The following is a 16,502-nucleotide window of genomic DNA, read 5'->3' as shown; positions in this document are numbered from 1 at the left end:
TCCGCACGGGCGACACCCCGCACTCCGGACCGCCCCCGCCCGGCTGCCGTCCGCTGCGAAAACGGGTTCATGACCACCCCCCGGGAGCTGGTAATGTTCTACCCGTCGCCGCGATCACCGCGACGGACACGCCCCCGTAGCTCAGGGGATAGAGCAACGGCCTCCGGAGCCGTGTGCGCAGGTTCGAATCCTGCCGGGGGCACCTCAAAGAAGGTGCCTAAAGACCCCGTCATCAGCGGAAACGCTGAGAACGGGGTCTTCGCGTATGTGCAGGCGGATGCCATCCGAGGCGGCGGCCTTATGCCGGGCCGGGCCGCTCCGCGCGGAGCATAGAGAAGATCACCTGATCGTGCCACCGGCCGCCGCGCCACTGCGCGGAGCGCAGCACGCCCTCCCTGACGAAGCCCGCCTTCTCCAACGCGCGCTACTCGGCGAGGTTGGCGGAGTCCGTCCAGGCTTGAAGCCGTTCGGCCCTGGTGTGATCGAAGAGGTACCCGGCCAGCAGTCGCTGCGCCCGGGTGCCCATACCGCGGCCCTGCGCGGCGGGCACCAGACCGATCGCCAGACTCCAGCAGGTAGACGTGGCGGGCCGCCCCCAGGTACCAGGTACCGGCGAACCACTCGACCCGGCCCACCGTCCTGCCCGCCTCCGCCGCGGAGAGCACACCGCCATCGGGGCCGAGCAGGCCGGTCTCCGCGAAGCGCCGACGCAGGCCGGCCGACGACGTGAAGCCGAACCACTGGTACGGGTCGGCCCTCTCCGGCCCACTGAACTCACGCTCGAACAGATCGAGATCTCCGCCGGTCACCGGGCGCAGCCTGATCTCATCGGACATGAAACGACTCCGGGTCCTCTCGACCACACGGTCCGGCCTCGTCTCGTACGGCCGGCACGGCGGAGAAGTTACGGGACAGACGGAAGTCACGCGCGATCGCGCTGGGAACCTTACACTCGCCCGTATCCGTCGACGCGACGTCGAGGCGGGGGTGGCCAACCTCACCGAAGCAGCCGCCCTACGGCACCAGCTGCCGCCCGCACGGGCTGCCTGAGCATCGGAGGTTCGCGGTCACCGGCCGGCCCGTCCCCTTTTCGAGTCAGTGTCACTGGCCACTCGAGGGCGGCTCGGCTGTCGAAACGGATCACTTCCGCAGATCAGGTGAATGAGCTCCCGAACCGCGGGAGTGGTCCGTTTCGACAGCCGCAGAGAGATCCCAGCTCCGGGCCGCCTACGGCGTGGCGTCCGGGGAAACACACACGCCGAATGGCACCTCGCTGAGAACCTAGTCGTCCCCTCTGACGTATTTCATGACGATGATGGCCGACATCAGGCTCGTCACGAACGCCGTGGCCCCGAGGGTGGCGGCACCGAAGAAGGAGAAGTCTCCCGCAGTACCAGCGAGGATGCCGCAGGCGAACCCGACATCCGCAGCCCCGAGGGCGAGGATGGTGACGAGGATCGCCCTCGGAACAAGGGGCCGTGAGGGCAGGTTCTGTGTACTGTCCAAAGCACGCTCCGTTCTAGTAGGGGCTGCTGTTGGGCCCGTCGGCGCGCTGTAGTGGGTGAGCCGACGGGCCCTCTGTCTGTGGTGCATCTTGGAGTAGTTCGCTACCTGAATGCCAACGCAATCAGGGCGTTTGTGGGCTACATCTCATTTCCTTGAAAACGCGGCCCGCAAAGCCAACTTGATGGCATGTCACCGGCCTCCCCGTCTCCCTGGGTGGCATCCTCCTTGACGAATCTCGTTTGAGGCCGCCGGTTCGTTCGTGTGGTCCTTCTTCAGTACTGGCAACCCGTAGGCACCTTCCGCATACCAGCAGGTCAAGCCTAGTTTTGGGCAGCAGATATCGGCGTCACACCCTCCCTGGAGCGCGCCACTGCGGAACTATTGTGGAATTTACCTAACTACCTCGATACCCCCCTTGAAAGCTAGTGAATGATGCATTGACTCAACCGCTGAAATAACTTCGTTAACTCGGGGGTATCTGCACTGAATCAACTCCTGATGGCGTCGGCGAATAGTCCTTGGAAAGCTCCGCCAATACGGAGGGGGCGACCGTGTCCAGCTTTCGTGCCGCCCGCGGCGCAACGGGCGACCGAACCAGCGCAGGCCAGTGACGCCGCTAGAGGGGCAGTTGGCGAGCCGGCGTGTAGGGGCGTTCACAGTCCACGACACCCTGTATGACACCGGGACTCCAGTGGAAGGCGAGCAGCGTTCCCGCCAGACTTGGTTCGTTGCGAAGGATCCTCCCTCCGAAGGACGGGATGAGTCGTACTGTGCCCCGCCCTCGTGTAGGTAGGTGGTCGCACGCTGGATGGAGGTCTCAGGGCAGACTCTTCGCCGGGACGCTCCCATGAACATCGGCGTCTCCGCAAGTAGTGGACGAAGTGTCAGAGGTACGCGGTACTCTCGCGGTTACGCATGGCTCACCGCGCCAGGCCGCTTCGTCGTGCCCTTGCACGCCGGTGACGGTCGTCGGCGTGCAAGACATCAGGAGGGTTCCACCAGAGTGAAGATCACCCCTTCCGCTCGCGTGCTGCGCATGCTGGGCGAGATCGAGTTCGACGAGTGGCAGTGTGTGGCCGAGCTTGTCGACAACTCCTTCGACGACTTCAGTGAAATCGTCCATTCTGGAACGGAGTGGCCTGACGGCTTCATGGTGAGTGTCTCGCTGCCCTCCTCGGCCAGCGGTGAACTCGTCATCACGGACACCGGTCGAGGCATGACGTACGAGCGCTTGGAGCGTGCGGTCCGAGCCGGTTGGTCCGGCAACGACATGCACGACAAGCTCGGCCTGTTCGGCATGGGCTTCAATGTCGCCACCGCCCGGCTCGGCAAGCGCACCCGAGTGCTGACGACCCGTCCTGGTGACACTGAATGGATCGGCGTTGAGATCGACCTGGACCAGATCGGCGATGACTTCGAGGCAACGGACATCACCGAGCCGAAGAGTCATCCCGCCCAGCACGGCACGAAGATCATCATCGATCGACTGAACCGGACCCGGGCCGACTGGCTGCGTCGGAACGGTGCGGCTCTCAGGAATGCTCTCGGGTCGGTGTACTCCTGGATCCTGGCCGAGCGCGGGTTCGAGCTGTACATCGGCGGGACCAAGGTCAAGCCGGTTCGTCACTGCCGCTGGGGTGATGATCGCTATGTGCTTTACAACGGCAAGGAACGTGTTCCCGCCTACATCGAGATCGACCAGAAGCTGCAGGATGGAGTGGCCTGCTCCGACTGTGGTCAGTGGCAGCTCACACAGGGGGACATCTGCTTCGACTGCGGGAGCGCGAAGCTGACTGTCCGGCGACGCCGAATCTGGGGCTGGCTGGGCATCCAGCGGTACCTGCACAAGACCGATTACGGGATCGACTTCCTTCGCAACGGCCGCAAGATCCTGCGTTGGGATAAGCAGCTGTTCACCTGGAACAATCCGGATGGCGCCGAAGGTAACGAGGACCCCGAGTACCCCGTCGAACTCGCCCATCAGGGCGGTCGGATCATCGGGGAGATTCACCTCGATCATGTTCCCGTCACTTACCAGAAGGACGCCTTCGAGTACTCAGACCGCAGCTGGCGTAGCGCAGTGGAGATACTGCGAGGCGTTGCCCCTCTGCAGCCGAAGAGGGCCCAGGCGTTGGGTTATGAGGAGAACGAGAGCCCTCTCGCCCTGCTGTACAAGGGGTTCCGGCGTAACGATGCCGGTCTCCGCTGCCTCGTCCCGGGGGATGGCCGTAAGCCTCTCCATGAGGCCACCCGTCGTTGGGGGCAGGAGTTCCAGAAGGGCAACCCCGAATTCCAGACGGACGAGCGTTGGTGGCAGGCGGTCCTCGAGCATGAGGAGATCAAGAGCAGAGGTGTGGAGACCAAGACGGCGGCCAGCGTCCCGAGCCAGCCAGACGCGCGGGCGGTGATGGAGGCACTGAAGGTTCCCGTCAACGCGCCGTCCTCCGGTGCCGCCTCGCTAGCCAGTGTCGCGATGACCGGCGACGGCACGGTTACCACGGTGAAGGAGCCGAAGGCCGAGACGCGTAGCGAGCGCCTCGCTCGCTACGAGGCCGCGTCTACGCGCCACTCGCACCTCACCCGCCCCTACGGCCACCCCGACCTTGGTCACCTGAACGTCGAAACGCGGGTGCTCAAGAGCGGCAGTTCCCTTCTCGATGATTCAGGGAAGGCCGTTCCGGTTCTCTTGGACCAGCGCGCCGGCAACGAGTTGATGGCTTTCGTCGACCCTTCCCATGAGGTGTTCCGGCGATTCGGAGCGGACTACGCCGACATCCTTCTTGTCGAGCTGGCCCCTCTCCTCAAGGTTCGAGGCCGTTCCGAATGGAGTCCGTCTCAGATGCTTGCCGCCATCCGTGCCTCCTCCCTCAAGGAGAGCGCGTTGGACGGTACGACCGTGGGAGCGGAAGCGCGCGACCTGCTGACCGAGGTCCGCCGTCGCATGGTCGACGAGCTTCATCGATCTAGTGAGTTCGGACGGGCCTATGACTGCCTCAGTGAGGAAGATCGGACCTCCGTCGAAGAGTCCATGATCGCCGCCGGTCAAGTCGGCCAGATCGGGCGCCTCGGACAGGACGCCGGTTTCGTCTCGTACCTTCCCGCCCTGAGTCTTGTTCGGTTGGTGGAGACAATGCCTGAGGCCTTTCTGGACGGACACGTCTTCCGGGGGCCGTACAGCGAGGTGAAGTCGCCTTCCGCTCGATCCCTCAGCCTGGCTCGGGTCACGGGCTACCTCGCGGACGTGGCGACCATCGGCACCTTCGCGAGTGAAGCCACCGCCCTTCAGCTCCAGCGGGCCCGCCTCAGCGTCACCCTGCTCACGGACGAACTGGCCGGTGAGAAATGACAGCCGCGTTCCTCTCACCGGCCGAACTGCGGGACGGCGGTCCGTCCGGGCTGACCAAAGCCCTGGAGCGCACACTCTGGCACTTGGGCTTCCATGACGTACGTGTCGTCGACGGCGCCCATGACCACGGTGCCGACCTGTTGGCCGTGCGGGACCGTGAGCAGTGGGTGTTCCAGAGCAAGTGGAAGGCGCATGGCGTTGCGGACCAAGCCGGCGTTGACGACCTTGAGCGGGCGCGCACCCACTACCGGGCAGACAAGGCCGTCCTGGCCACCAACACCGACATCAACGTATCGACCGAAGAGCGTATCCGTGCCCTCGCGGGAGTTGGCATCGACATCACGCTATGGCACGGTGCCACGCTCGCGGCCATCGGTGAGCTCATGCCGGACCATGTACCGAACTCCTACGATCTTCGCGACTACCAGGCGCGGGCCGTGGAAGCCATCGAACGCGACCTGGCCGCCGAAGGTTCGGCACTGCTCGTCCTCGCGACCGGACTCGGCAAGACGGTCGTCGGAGGAGAGGTCATCGGAAACCTGCTCAAATCCCGCCTCGACGCCAAGATCCTCGTGGTCGCCCATATGCGAGATCTCGTCGAGCAACTCGAGAAGGCGCTCTGGAGGCACATCCCCAAGAGCGTCCCGACTCGCTTGCTCACTGGGGAGAACAAGCCCCGGAACCTAGATGGTGTGGTGGTCGCGACCGTTGAATCCGCGCTGGCGGCCGTCCGCGCCGGCTACCGTCCCGATCTCATCATGATCGACGAGACGCATCACGTCGCCGAGACCGGCAGGTTTGCGGAACTCCTCGATCTGTGTGCGACTGCGGAGAAGTTCGGAGTCACGGCTACCCCTTGGCGCGGTGACAAGTTTGACATCACGGCTCGCTTCGGCTACCCGAGCTTCACGATGGGTATCGCCAAGGGTATGGCCGCCGGCTTCCTGTCCGCCGTGGACTACAAGTTGTACGCGGACGGTGTGGACTGGGACGCGGTCAAGGAGATCAGTCGGCACGGATACTCCATCAAGGATCTCAACCGCCGGCTCTTCCTGCCTCAGCGGGACGAAGAGATCATTGAGCACCTCCGTACGGCCTGGCGGGAGACAGTCGAGCCCCGGGCGATCGTCTTCTGTCAGACCATCGAACACGCCGAGCACATGGCAAAGCTCCTCTCGGTCTCCGACCCCGCGTGGGCCAAGGCATCCTATCTCCACAGTGGCCTGGCAAAACGACACCGAAACGTCCTGCTGAACGAGTTCCGCCTGGGGCGTGTCCCCGTCATCACCTGTGTTGACGTGTTCAACGAGGGTGTCGACGTCCCCGACGTGAACCTCATCGCCTTCCTCCGAGTCACTCACAGCCGAAGAATCTTCGTACAGCAGCTGGGGCGTGGGCTGCGGCTCAGCCCCACCAAAAAAGCCCTGAAAGTACTGGACTTCGTTACCGACATCCGCCGCGCCGCCGCAGCGCTGAACCTCAGACGCACTCTCGAGGCGCAAGAGGCCGAGCACCTGGAGCTCCCGCACGTCTCGCGAATCGAGTTCCAGGACGAGACCGTCGGTTCCCTCATGGACATGTGGATCCAGGACGCCGCCGACCTCGAGACCGCGGCGGACGAGGTCCGTCTCCAGTTTCCCGCCCCGAAAGGAATTCTGTGACCGACTACAAGATCCCCACCGCTATCGAGGCGGCTGTGGTCACGCGCCTCTACGAGCACGCTGGCAGGAAGCGCTGGACCCACCTGCAGGACGCCGACCGGACCCGTCTCTACCAGGAGTGGACGGATGACCCCGACATCGGAGGCCGGCTGATCACCTTCCTGGGCCAACCCGCGAATATCAGACCTTGGATCAAAGACGGTCCGATGAAGGAGTACGAGCGGTCGCGTCGAGGCCTGGGCAAGTACGCCCAGTACGTCCAGCAGCAGGCCGCGACCCTTGAGGAGATCATCGAGAGGTCGCTCGGCGACGAATGGAAGATCGTCTCGGGCTCCAAGAAGCTAAAGCCCATCCGGGCCACCGTTCGACGAGTTGACCGGGAAGACGAGGAACTGCACTTCGTGACCGGTCAGGCGTCCCAGTTCAAACACCTGGTGTGGCCTGCCATTCTCGATCGCTCCAACGGAGAGACCGCCCCTTGGACCATTTGTGTCGTCGACCCCTTCCTCAACCCGCTCACCCGTGAGCAGAAGGCCGAGCACGCGCGTCTGGCCAAGTTCCTCGGCGTGCGGGTCGTCTACTTCGACGAGATGTAGGAGAGGTCATGGACGATGACGAGTGGTTGATTCGGGCGTGGCAGACCGTGGTCGACGAGCGGGCCAGAACCATAGCCGAGGGTCGGGCGGAGGGCCGCACCCTCGAGGACATCGGAAATGATCTCAAGGTGAGCCGGGAGAGGGTTCGCCAGATCATGGCCGAGACACAGCGCCAACTCGCGAGTTTCGCGGACATCCTCTGTAAGGGCTGGCGTGACACGGTGCGCGCCCTGGGCGAGAGCCCCGCCGTGCGAAGGTCATCTTTCGCGGCGACTCTGAACTTGAAGGACCACCTCGCCGTGGAGCTGCTGTTGGCCGAAGCGGGCCTTGGCGCGCCACGTACCTGGGCAGGGCCGCTTCGCGGCTGGTGGACCGTGCGCCTGGACGCTCTCGACAAGGCGCTCAAGGATCTGACAACCAAGGTCCCTTTGCTCGACTCCGACTTGGACGACGCGGCCGCGGAGGCGGGCGTGCCCAGCGGGATTCCGTCGGCCGAGATCCTGGCCCACCCTCAGTCCGGGGTCACTCGGAGCGCGGAAGGACACTGGGTCCGGCGCCAGGCCCGGGGGCGAGATGCCGCGTATCTGTGGCTGTTGAACATCGGTCATCCGTGTCCGGTGGAAGAACTCGTCGGCCCCATGTCAGTGGCGACCGCCGCCGCGGCGCGAGAGGCACTGCGGCGTGACGACCGGTTCACGCAGCTGCGCCCCGAAGGTACCTGGGCACTGTCCGAATGGTCACACCTGCGTATCACGCCTTATAAGAACGCCGTCGAGGCCCTCGTCGGTGTAGTCACCGAGTTCGGCCCCCTCTCCAGAGCGGCGCTCTTCGCCAAGGTACGAGAGATCTACCCGGTCAGTGCCTGGCGGCTCACCCAGTGTCTGCTCAGTGATCAGATCGGCGAGACCGACCAAGGTCTTATCGACCTCGTCTCTCGGGGAGCACGACCGATAGAGGAGGAGGAACCCGCCCAACCAGCCACCATGGCCGTGGAAGGTGACTTTCTTGGCGCCCGAATCACCATCGACCGGGACGTCCTTCGGGGCAGCGGAGTCCGGGTCAGCTCTTGGCTGACCTGGCGCCTTGGCCTCCGTCAAGCACCCATGAGTCGGACATTCGCCACCGCAGCAGGCCATGCGCCCCTGGTCGTCCGGCGTGGCACGAGTACCGCCCAAATCTCCAGCCTCCGCCGCCACGCCTTGGAGTTGAAGACCGTGGAAGGGTGTGTGCTCCTGCTGCTGCTCCACCTTGTCGACGGGACCGCCCAGGTTAGCCATGGCTGCGCGTGGAGCGCGTGCCCGGCTCGGACAACGACCGACTCCTCGCCTCCGACCGGAACCGGCTGACCTCTGTCCCTACATACGGGTGCCACCAGCGCTCGCACTGAAAACCTGGCACGCCCTGCTGGGGCAGGACAGCCTCAGCAGGTGAGGGCGCGCCATCCTCAATCGAGGGTGGCGCGCTCGCCCGTGATCGAAGGTCGCAGGGGCAGAGCCGTCCGCGGCGGCGCTGTGGCGCTCCTTTTGGGAACATCCCGGCGGGCCGGTCGGTCCACACAGGCCACAACCACCCCGCGCCGTCTAGCCAAGGTCCGGGGCGGCCAGTGCTTCGCGTGCTCCCCGCCTTCCGGGCGTCCGTTGCCTACGGGTCCGCACCACCTCGGAGATCACATCCGCCGCAGTCCGCGGGGCCTCGTGCTCCCAGACCCGAATGACCCTCCAGCCCGCAGCGCGCAGGATCTCATTTGTCTGCCGGTCCCTGTCGCGGTTGCCGTTGATCTTCCCCCGCCAGAACTTGGCATTCTTGGTCGCGGGCCGGTAGTGCTCCGGGCAGCCGTGCCAGTAGCAGCCGTCCACGAACACCGCCACGCGGGCGCCAAAAAACACCAGGTCGGCCCTACGCCTGATGTCCGGGATGGGACGAGCGTCGACCCGGTAGCGTAGGCCGCGGTGGTAGAGCTCTTTACGTAGGGCGAGTTCCGGCCCTGTGTCCTTGCCACGGTTGGCGCGCATCACCGCGCGGACGCTGTTGGAGGATGCCTTGGAGCTGTCCGGTAGGGGCTGCTCGCAGGCCAGGCCCATCTCGTGGGCCCGCCTCCATGCCTCGGCCAGGTTCTCCCGGCGCGTGGGGTGGTCGACCTCGCACACGTAACGTTCCCGTGTCGATCCATCCTGGGACCAGCGCAAGTAGGCACGGATGCGACGGGTCCGCCGATACAGCTTAAGAGCGACCGAGGCGCGGGCGTAGCGGCCGTCGTCGAGGGCCACGCAGCGCCGTTCCCGTCCTCCAGCGGCCCGATCCTGCTCGACGGTCGGGGCGGCGGAGCCAGCTCGGCGTCTGTAGGCACGCTCGGGGGGAAGGCTGTTCTTCCATTGCCCGGCGTGCTCGGTGGGCCGTCTCATCTCGCTACTTCCCAACCGCGTCCAGGGCGTCCTTAATGGCCTTGGCGAAGAACTGGCCGAGGGCGACGGGGACGGCGTTGCCGAGCTGCCGCATCTGTTCCCCGCGCGGACCGGACCCGACCCACTCGTCGGGGAAAGTCATGACACGGGCCGTCTCCCGGACGGTCATGTACCGGTGCAGGTGTCGCCATCCGTCGGGGGACGTGGGGTCGGGGACCCGCTTGTCGAGCAGCATGACGGACTCGCCGCCGGGGACCCCGTGCACGCCCGCCTTGACGGTTTTGGCGGGGCGGTCGAGCTCGTTCGGGGTGTGGCCCTTGTAGATCCTGGCGCCGGGCCAGCCGATGTGGCTGGGGAACAGCATTCCGCCGAAGTCGTGCTTCTCCTCCAGGCGACGCAGGTCCACGTCCGGGAGGGCAGGCAGCTCGGGATCCCCGCCGAACCCCTTGATGGCGTCGCGAAACGTCAGCCATGGCTCGCGGCCGTCGGCCTCGAGGTTCCCCTTGGTCAGTCGCGCCTTGACACGCGCCTTGACGTAGTCGGGGACCTCTGGGTGGCGAGCCCAGTACCCCTTCCCGTCAACGAGCATGGAGCGGTGGAGGGCGGTCTCGGAGTGGGTCGGCCTGACCCGGCGTAGGAAGTCCCTCACCACATCAACGCCGAGGTCGGCGCGGAAGGCCACGATGATCACGCGGTTCCGCACCTGGGGAACCCCGTAGTCGGCGGCGTTGACCTCGAAGTGCAGGACTCGGTAGTGCTCGTCATCGTCGTCGTACTCGGTGAGGCCGCCGAGATCCTTGTCCTCGGGGAGCGGTCCCTTGCGCGCCCTGACGGCCTTCGGGTCCTCCACGGTCACACCCAAGGCCCCAAACCGATCGAGCAGCTGCTGGTTATGCCGCTGCCAGGTGTCAGAGTCCTTGCGCTCGACGAAAGGCAGCCGCAACTCATTGAGGATGTACGCGAAGTAGTCGCTGAAGGAGTCCCGCAGCAGCCCGCGGACGTTCTCGCAGAGGACGACCTTCGGTCTCATGTCACGGACGGCCTTGAACACAGCGGGAAACATGTTCCGCTTGTCCTCGTCGCCCTTGGCGACCCCTCCAGCGCTGAACGGCTGGCAGGGCGGACCGCCGGCGAGGACATCGACCTCCCCGGCGAACTTCGTGAGGTCCAGGTCCCGCACGTCACCGGGGTAGAGAGGGGCGGGTTCCCCCGGGGCCGGGGGAACAGGCTGAGTGTCCTGGATCACCACAAGCCCGTCGTCACCGAGGGTCTTGCCAGCGTTGGCCACCAGGGTCTCGCAGGCCCTCTTGTTGAACTCGTTGAACAGCACTGGACGGAACCCCGCCCGATGGACCGCCATGGCAAGGCCACCGCCTCCCGCGAACAGCTCCACGCTCTTGCGGTCGCTCGGGATCTTGGTGTCTTCTGCCTGGTCGTCCATGCCGGAATCGTACCGCGGAGTATCAGCAAGCCAGGATCATTCACTCGAACGAGTGATCGAATGCGTGGGGGGATTATAGGATGCGCTCTGACCAGCGTGAACCAGGGGAAAGAACACCACATGGCGGGGATCAGCGGAGTCGACGGCCGCGGCGAGTTCCACGACGACTTCCGGCTCAGCATCACCAGGGCGCTTGGCGACCAGCTCGCCAAGGCCCTCAACAACCTGGGCACCGCCCAACTCAGCGAGGAGAACCTCGCGAAGCTGGAGGAGCGCCCAGGTGTCTACCAGTTGTACGTCAACGGTCAGATCGTCTACGTGGGCAAGGCAGACCAGAAGACTAAGGGCCTGCCAGGTCGGCTCCGCAACCACCTGCGTAAGATCGGCGGCCGCCTCAACATCGACCTCGCCGAGGTCACGTTCAGCTGCCTCTACGTGGACGACGACTTCTACGCCCTCGGCCCCGAACAACTGCTCATAAACCACTATAAGAACGAGCGGGGCGGTCTGCCCTGGAACAACAGCGGGTTCGGCAGCAGGGACCCCGGCAGCAAGCGGGACACGACCGTTCTGAAAAAGGACCACTTCGACGTCCAGTACCCAATCAACCTCGCCGCTCCCGTGGAGGGAGTGCGAGCCGGGACAACGAGCCTGCGGAAGTTCCTGAAGAGCATCAAGGACGGTCTGCCGTATCTCTTCCGCTACGTGGAGCCCCCACGGGCTGCGGAGATCATGGTCGAGGTCCCGGCCGGCGCGATCACCGCAGACCAGGCGCTTCGCCTGGCCGGAGCCGCCATACCGCCCTCGTGGCAAATCACCGCCCTCCTCGGCTACGTGATCATGTATGACAAGACCGAGGAGTACGCGAGCGCCACCCGCTACTACCGCCCCGAGGGCGTCACCGACCAGGAGCCCCAGAAGGACTCCGCCCCGCTCACCGCCGACGACCTCACCGAGTGAGCCACAGCACGCGCCGAAGCCGCACCGGACGGTAAGCCACTCCCCCTCCCCAGCTCATCCATCACAGAGCTGGGAAGGGCTGGGGCATCGGCGCCATTGCCTCACCCTCCCCAGGACGTCAATCCGCAGCCATCGCCGCGGTGTGCACTCGCGGTGACCCGCCTGGTCGGCGGTCGTGCTGCTCGGCGACTTCGACGCCGTCGAGTTGGGTCAGCCGGTCGGGCAGCGCGGGTAGGGCCGTGCTGCCCGACCGGCTTGGCCGAACGCTCCGCCGGGTCAATCGCCTTGACGGAAAGAGAAGCCTGCGACCACGGAGGTTCCGCGTGTGGGGCGGGGGCGGACGGTCCAGGCGGTGGCAAGGTGGTCGACGAGGAGGAGGCCCCGGCCGTTCTCGGAGTCCGCGGCCGGGTGGGTCAGGACAGGCTTGCCCGTGCCGGGGTCGGAGACGGCGAGCCAGTAGTGGCCGTCGGCGGGCCACAGCACGAGTTCGATGAGTTCCTCGTCCTCCCGGCAGGCCCCGTGGCGGATGGCGTTGGTGACCAGTTCGGAGGTCAGCAGGCCCAGGTCGTCGCCCAGGTGCGGGCGGAGGACGTGCGGCAGCGATTCGGCGACGGCGTGACGGGCCCTCCGTACGGAGGCGGGGTGGGCGGGGAAGTGCCAGTGGACGGGTACCAGGGGGATCTCGGGCATGACGAACTCCAGTGCTGCGTGAGGGGTTTGGGGCTCGCCGGTGGCCTACCGCCCTGGTCGCGGGCACACCCGTCCCAGGGCAGGCGGGCATGCTCGCGCGGTGCGCTTCCGGCATTGCAGTGTGTAGCTTGCGCGATACTGACAGTAGAGCAGCCGGTGGTAAATTTTCCACGCGCTCAAAAGAATTCACCACGGAGAGGTACGGCGGCCTTCGAGTGCCGCTGAGCGACCTCTGCCGGATGGAAGGAACCCCGATGCCCCCGAGGACGACTCCCACAGAACGGCAGAAGCGGCTGGGAAGTGAGCTACGGCGCATCCGTACTGCGTCAGGGATGTCCGCAGAGTTCGCGGCAGGCCTGCTGGGTGTGGACCGGGGCAAGATCTCCAACATCGAGTCCGGAGTCCGGGGTATCAGCGCCGACCGTCTGCGCACATTGGCCTGCAACTGTGACGTGACCGATGAGACGTACATCGAGGCGCTCGTCGAGATGGCTCAGGCGAGTACGGGGTGGTGGGAGCGCTACCGGGGCATTCTGCCGCAGGGCTTGCTGGACATCGCGGAGACGGAAAGCCACGCCGTGCGCATGCGCGGCGCTAACACCGTCCATGTGCCCGGCGTGCTCCAGACCTCGGAACAGGCGATGGCCATCTTCCGGGCTGCGGTTCCCGCCTTGCCCGAGCACGAGGTTGCTCTGCGACTCGCGCTGCGTGCCGAACGCCAACAGGTGATCACCGGCGACAGGGCGGTCCCGTACGTCGCGGTCATCCACGAGGCCGCACTCCGGATGCAGTTCGGTGGTGCCGACGTGGCCCGTGCCCAATTGGAGTACTTGCTGGAGGTGTCCGAGCGGGACAACGTCACCGTGCTCGTTCTGCCCTTCGCCCGCGGCGCCTTCCCTGGTGCCGGGCAGACGGTCGTCCACATCGAAGGGCCCGTTCCGCAGCTCGATACGGTGCAGATGGACAGCTCCCACGGGCCCACCTTCCTCCACGCCGAAGGTCAGTTGGCGAAATACCGGGCGCAGCTCGATCTGTTGGAAAGTCTGGCTCTGTCGCCAGAGCAGTCCAGAGACTTCGTCCGCGACATCTCACGCCAACTATGAGGAGTGTCAATGCCCGACATCACCTGGGAAGCCCCGTTCTGCGCCGAGGGCAGCTCCTGCTTCCGTCTCGGTACCGATGCCGACGGCAACGGGTACATAGCCGTCGCCGGTCAGGAGGAGACCCCTCTCACCGACTCCCTCGAAGCCCTGCGCACCCTCATCACCGACATCAAGGCCGGTAAAGCCGACCATCTGCTGTAGGGCCCGCAGCGCTCCGGCCCTGGGCCGAGTCAGCCGACGGTGGGCTTAGGAGCATTGAGGGTGCAGAGATCGCGGTGGTAGCCGATGTGCGCCTCGTCCATCGGGTGTCTGGTGTCGCGGCGGAGGGGGCGGGGTTCTCTGTCGCCCCTCGTTCCCCTGACCAGGCCGTCAGGGTCGACATAGATCTCCAAGCCGTCGAAGAGGACGTGGCAGTTGGCGCACAGGCACAGGAGGTTCCGCAGTTCGTCGGGGCCGTGGTGGGGTCTGCCCAGGCCTCTTATGTGCGCCGCCTCGCTGTACGGGCGGTTCAGGTGACGGAGCGTCGTGCCGCAGATCTGGCACCGGTTGTCCTCGAGCTCCTTGACCCTCCTGGCCAGGGCCTCGTCGCGGACGATGACGGAGCGGGTCGCGTCACGGCGCGGTGCGGGGCCGGTCGCCCGCCCGTGCTCGTCGTCCACGTCGGCACCGCCGCTCTCGTCCTCCGGCAGGCTCAACAGGCTGCCGGCTGTGGTGTATCCGCCCAGGCCGATTCGCTCGAAGAGAGCTTGGCGGTCGACGTCCTCTAGATACGTCTCGCAGATCGTGGCGATGGCGTGGAGGCGGGTCACCGGGTCCCGGAGGAGATCGGCGGTCTCCGCCGGGAAGCCGGCCTGCGGGTGGTGCGCGTCGAGGATGCTCACCTTCGGCATCTTTTCGGTCAGTTCGGTCGGTATGCCCTGGACCTCCCACAGTCCGCTGCCCCGGAGATGCCAGAACGGATACTCCGGCGTGGCCTTTGCGTTGGGGAGGCCGAACTCGACCAGGAGCGGGCCGACCTCGTCCCGGAACTGTGGCCACGGGGTCAGGCGGGGCCGCTCGTCGGCTTCGCGGGATATCGCCCACAGGAGGCTCAGCGGCTGGTGACGGCTGGGGGCCGGGTGTCCGGGGCCGCGGGAGACCTTGAGTTTGCGGAGACGCTCCAGCAGGGCGGCACGGTCGCGGGATGCCTCCCCGGTCTCCACCACGAAACCGAGCTCGCGCAGGCATCGCGCCACCGTGGCCGCACCGCCACTGAAGTCCTTCGGGCTCAGGAAGTCGCCGGTGGCATGCCCGTGGGCGACACCGACGATGGCCTTCGAGTCGTAGCGAAGACCGTCCAGGACCATCTCGTACGACCTGGCTCGCCCGAAGCCGTACGTCTGGAGGAAGGTGTCCCGGCCCAGACGGCGGAACTCTTCGGTCGCCGCGATGACGTCTTCGTACCTGATGTCGCCAAGCCCCATACGCCGAAGGCTAGTCGGACAGTATGACAATCCATGCGGCACGTGAACCGCCTCGCCGGCATCCGCGCCGTCGAGATCGTCGGTCCACATCAAGGTGCCGTTCGGACCGCCGCCCTATGCGCACCCGGAGCCGCTGATCGACCTCGCCGACGGGCCGGCGCGCTTCAAGCACGCCCGCGGTCGCGACCGAACTGAACAGGGCCGGGCGGTGCCGGCTCAGCCGCGTACGGCGGACTCCACCGCGGTGACGGCCTCCGCCAGGCCGGAGGGGTGCGGCAGCCCCGGTGCGGTCTGTCCCGCCCAGCCGGGGCCGAGCGTCAGGACGAGCGGTTTCCTGCGTGCTCCGCGCACGCCCCACTCGATCCCCGAGACGTGCTGGGCCAGCGGCCGGCTGGCCGTGGTCCGTGACTGGGCCCACAGTCCCACCGCGGCCGGCCCGGTCCTGCGCACGGCGGCCACGAGGGACTCGACGGGCAGCGCGCCGCCGAACATCCGCACCGGGAGGTTCCGTTCCGCCAGTGCGGCGGCCAGTACCTCCAGCGGCAGCGTGTGGTTCTCCGCGGGCACGCAGGCGAGCACGGTGACGGCGCCCGGGCGATCGGCCGGTACGGGGGGCGCGTGGCGGCGCAGCGCGCCGGAGACGTGCCAGGAGAGGAAGTGCTCGACCTCGACGTACCGCTCCCCCGAGCTCTCCCACTTGCGGCCGACCGCCTGCAGCGTCGGCACGATCACCTCCGTCCAGGCCGCGACCAGGCCGTGTTCCTCGATCGCGGCCTTCAGCAGTGCGTCGAGGGCGGCGGCGTCGAGGCGCAGGGCAGCACGGGCGACTCCCTTGCACTCCTGGCGCACGTCGCCGAGCCGCAGACCCGTTCCGGCCCGGCCGCGTCCGCGGGCCGGGGGCCGGGGGGCCGCGGCGGGGCCCTCCGCCCGGGGCGGCGTGTCCGTTCCCGGCTCGTCGAGAGCCAGCCGGGCGGCCTCGGCGGGTGGCAGTCCGGTCGCCGTCAGGGCGCACATCCGCTCCAGCCGGGCCAGGTCACGGGCGGTCCAGCGGCGGTGCCGGCCGCCGTCGCGGGCGGCGGGTCCGAGTCCGTAGCGGCGGTCCCAGGAACGGATCGTCGTCGGGGCCACGCCCAGCCGCCTCGCCACCTCGCCGGTGGTCAGCCCGCCACCGCGCCGCCCGCCCGCACCGTCGTCATCGTCGTCGTCGTCCCCGCGCATGTCCATCCTTCCACCTTACGACGCACAAACGACGCATGTTGTGTGCGTCGTTTCCTCTCCCGACACTGGGACGCACGAGAAGGTGACAGCGGCCCGGACGCCGTCACGACCCGCTC

At 66.6% G+C, this 16,502-nt stretch carries 14 protein-coding genes and 1 tRNA gene; 8 read left to right on the top strand and 7 right to left on the bottom strand.

What is annotated here, in order from left to right; all coding sequences use genetic code 11:
* Nucleotides 1-130: 130 nt before the first annotated feature.
* Nucleotides 131-202 (top strand) — tRNA-Arg (locus ACFXAE_RS09130).
* Nucleotides 203-424: 222 nt separating this feature from the next.
* Here ACFXAE_RS09130 and ACFXAE_RS09125 read toward each other — a convergent pair.
* Both ACFXAE_RS09125 and ACFXAE_RS09120 read right to left on the bottom strand, forming a co-directional pair.
* Nucleotides 425-550, bottom strand: a complete 126-nt coding sequence (locus ACFXAE_RS09125; protein ID WP_384710370.1) for a hypothetical protein — start codon at nt 548-550, stop codon at nt 425-427.
* A 731-nt stretch (nt 551-1,281) separates the two neighbouring features.
* Complete coding sequence (locus ACFXAE_RS09120) at nt 1,282-1,506, bottom strand: hypothetical protein (RefSeq protein WP_384710367.1); 225 nt, start codon at nt 1,504-1,506, stop codon at nt 1,282-1,284.
* A gap of 1,003 nt (nt 1,507-2,509) precedes the next feature.
* Between ACFXAE_RS09120 and ACFXAE_RS09115 the strand changes: the two genes are divergently transcribed.
* Genes ACFXAE_RS09115 through ACFXAE_RS09100 form a run of 4 tightly spaced genes read left to right on the top strand, consistent with a single transcriptional unit; the run spans nt 2,510 to nt 8,455 of the window.
* Nucleotides 2,510-4,852, top strand: coding sequence for an ATP-binding protein (locus ACFXAE_RS09115; RefSeq protein WP_384710364.1), 2,343 nt, complete (start codon nt 2,510-2,512; stop codon nt 4,850-4,852).
* Nucleotides 4,849-6,513: a DEAD/DEAH box helicase family protein gene (locus ACFXAE_RS09110; RefSeq protein ID WP_384710361.1), complete on the top strand. Its 1,665-nt coding sequence runs from the start codon at nt 4,849-4,851 to the stop codon at nt 6,511-6,513. The genes ACFXAE_RS09115 and ACFXAE_RS09110 overlap by 4 nt, the downstream gene beginning before the upstream one ends.
* Nucleotides 6,510-7,109, top strand: a complete 600-nt coding sequence (locus ACFXAE_RS09105; RefSeq protein ID WP_384710358.1) for a hypothetical protein — start codon at nt 6,510-6,512, stop codon at nt 7,107-7,109. The genes ACFXAE_RS09110 and ACFXAE_RS09105 overlap by 4 nt, the downstream gene beginning before the upstream one ends.
* 8 nt (nt 7,110-7,117) lie before the next feature.
* Complete coding sequence (locus ACFXAE_RS09100; RefSeq protein WP_384710355.1) at nt 7,118-8,455, top strand: sigma factor-like helix-turn-helix DNA-binding protein; 1,338 nt, start codon at nt 7,118-7,120, stop codon at nt 8,453-8,455.
* A gap of 234 nt (nt 8,456-8,689) precedes the next feature.
* Here the strand turns inward: ACFXAE_RS09100 and ACFXAE_RS09095 are convergent, their stop codons facing one another.
* Together ACFXAE_RS09095 and ACFXAE_RS09090 are read right to left on the bottom strand one after the other, a co-directional pair.
* Nucleotides 8,690-9,376, bottom strand: a complete 687-nt coding sequence (locus ACFXAE_RS09095; RefSeq protein WP_384710353.1) for a very short patch repair endonuclease — start codon at nt 9,374-9,376, stop codon at nt 8,690-8,692.
* A 139-nt stretch (nt 9,377-9,515) separates the two neighbouring features.
* The gene (locus ACFXAE_RS09090) at nt 9,516-10,952 is read right to left on the bottom strand and encodes a DNA cytosine methyltransferase (protein ID WP_384710350.1); all 1,437 of its coding nucleotides are present in this window, start codon (nt 10,950-10,952) and stop codon (nt 9,516-9,518) included.
* Nucleotides 10,953-11,072: 120 nt separating this feature from the next.
* On the opposite strand from ACFXAE_RS09090, the gene ACFXAE_RS09085 reads away from it, so the two are divergent.
* The gene (locus ACFXAE_RS09085; protein WP_384710347.1) at nt 11,073-11,912 is read left to right on the top strand and encodes a GIY-YIG nuclease family protein; all 840 of its coding nucleotides are present in this window, start codon (nt 11,073-11,075) and stop codon (nt 11,910-11,912) included.
* Nucleotides 11,913-12,188: 276 nt separating this feature from the next.
* Here the strand turns inward: ACFXAE_RS09085 and ACFXAE_RS09080 are convergent, their stop codons facing one another.
* Nucleotides 12,189-12,602 carry an ATP-binding protein gene (locus ACFXAE_RS09080; protein ID WP_384710344.1) on the bottom strand — a complete coding sequence of 138 codons (414 nt, stop codon included), beginning with the start codon at nt 12,600-12,602 and terminating at the stop codon, nt 12,189-12,191.
* 254 nt (nt 12,603-12,856) lie between these two features.
* On the opposite strand from ACFXAE_RS09080, the gene ACFXAE_RS09075 reads away from it, so the two are divergent.
* Both ACFXAE_RS09075 and ACFXAE_RS09070 read left to right on the top strand, forming a co-directional pair.
* Nucleotides 12,857-13,705 (top strand): helix-turn-helix domain-containing protein, encoded by an 849-nt coding sequence (locus ACFXAE_RS09075; RefSeq protein WP_384710341.1) that lies wholly within the window; start codon nt 12,857-12,859, stop codon nt 13,703-13,705.
* A 9-nt stretch (nt 13,706-13,714) separates the two neighbouring features.
* Nucleotides 13,715-13,906, top strand: a complete 192-nt coding sequence (locus tag ACFXAE_RS09070) for a hypothetical protein (RefSeq protein WP_384710338.1) — start codon at nt 13,715-13,717, stop codon at nt 13,904-13,906.
* 29 nt (nt 13,907-13,935) lie between these two features.
* Here the strand turns inward: ACFXAE_RS09070 and ACFXAE_RS09065 are convergent, their stop codons facing one another.
* Nucleotides 13,936-15,168 carry an HNH endonuclease gene (locus ACFXAE_RS09065; protein WP_384710335.1) on the bottom strand — a complete coding sequence of 411 codons (1,233 nt, stop codon included), beginning with the start codon at nt 15,166-15,168 and terminating at the stop codon, nt 13,936-13,938.
* Nucleotides 15,169-15,384: 216 nt separating this feature from the next.
* The gene (locus ACFXAE_RS09060) at nt 15,385-16,392 is read right to left on the bottom strand and encodes a MerR family transcriptional regulator (protein WP_384710332.1); all 1,008 of its coding nucleotides are present in this window, start codon (nt 16,390-16,392) and stop codon (nt 15,385-15,387) included.
* Between the last annotated feature and the right edge of the window lie 110 nt (nt 16,393-16,502).

It is taken from the genome of Streptomyces sp. NPDC059454, assembly GCF_042749965.1.
Classification (GTDB): domain Bacteria; phylum Actinomycetota; class Actinomycetes; order Streptomycetales; family Streptomycetaceae; genus Streptomyces.
The sequence above is the reverse complement of the archived record's forward strand: the minus strand, read 5'-3'. Positions and strand labels throughout refer to the sequence as shown.

Coding starts and splice junctions, on each gene's coding strand:
- ACFXAE_RS09110 (WP_384710361.1), top strand. CDS start 4,849: ATGACAGCCGCGTTCCTCTCACCGGCCGAACTGCGGGACGGCGGTCCG.
- ACFXAE_RS09100 (WP_384710355.1), top strand. CDS start 7,118: ATGGACGATGACGAGTGGTTGATTCGGGCGTGGCAGACCGTGGTCGAC.
- ACFXAE_RS09090 (WP_384710350.1), bottom strand. CDS start 10,952: ATGGACGACCAGGCAGAAGACACCAAGATCCCGAGCGACCGCAAGAGC.
- ACFXAE_RS09085 (WP_384710347.1), top strand. CDS start 11,073: ATGGCGGGGATCAGCGGAGTCGACGGCCGCGGCGAGTTCCACGACGAC.
- ACFXAE_RS09080 (WP_384710344.1), bottom strand. CDS start 12,602: ATGCCCGAGATCCCCCTGGTACCCGTCCACTGGCACTTCCCCGCCCAC.
- ACFXAE_RS09075 (WP_384710341.1), top strand. CDS start 12,857: ATGCCCCCGAGGACGACTCCCACAGAACGGCAGAAGCGGCTGGGAAGT.
- ACFXAE_RS09070 (WP_384710338.1), top strand. CDS start 13,715: ATGCCCGACATCACCTGGGAAGCCCCGTTCTGCGCCGAGGGCAGCTCC.
- ACFXAE_RS09065 (WP_384710335.1), bottom strand. CDS start 15,168: ATGGGGCTTGGCGACATCAGGTACGAAGACGTCATCGCGGCGACCGAA.
- ACFXAE_RS09060 (WP_384710332.1), bottom strand. CDS start 16,392: ATGGACATGCGCGGGGACGACGACGACGATGACGACGGTGCGGGCGGG.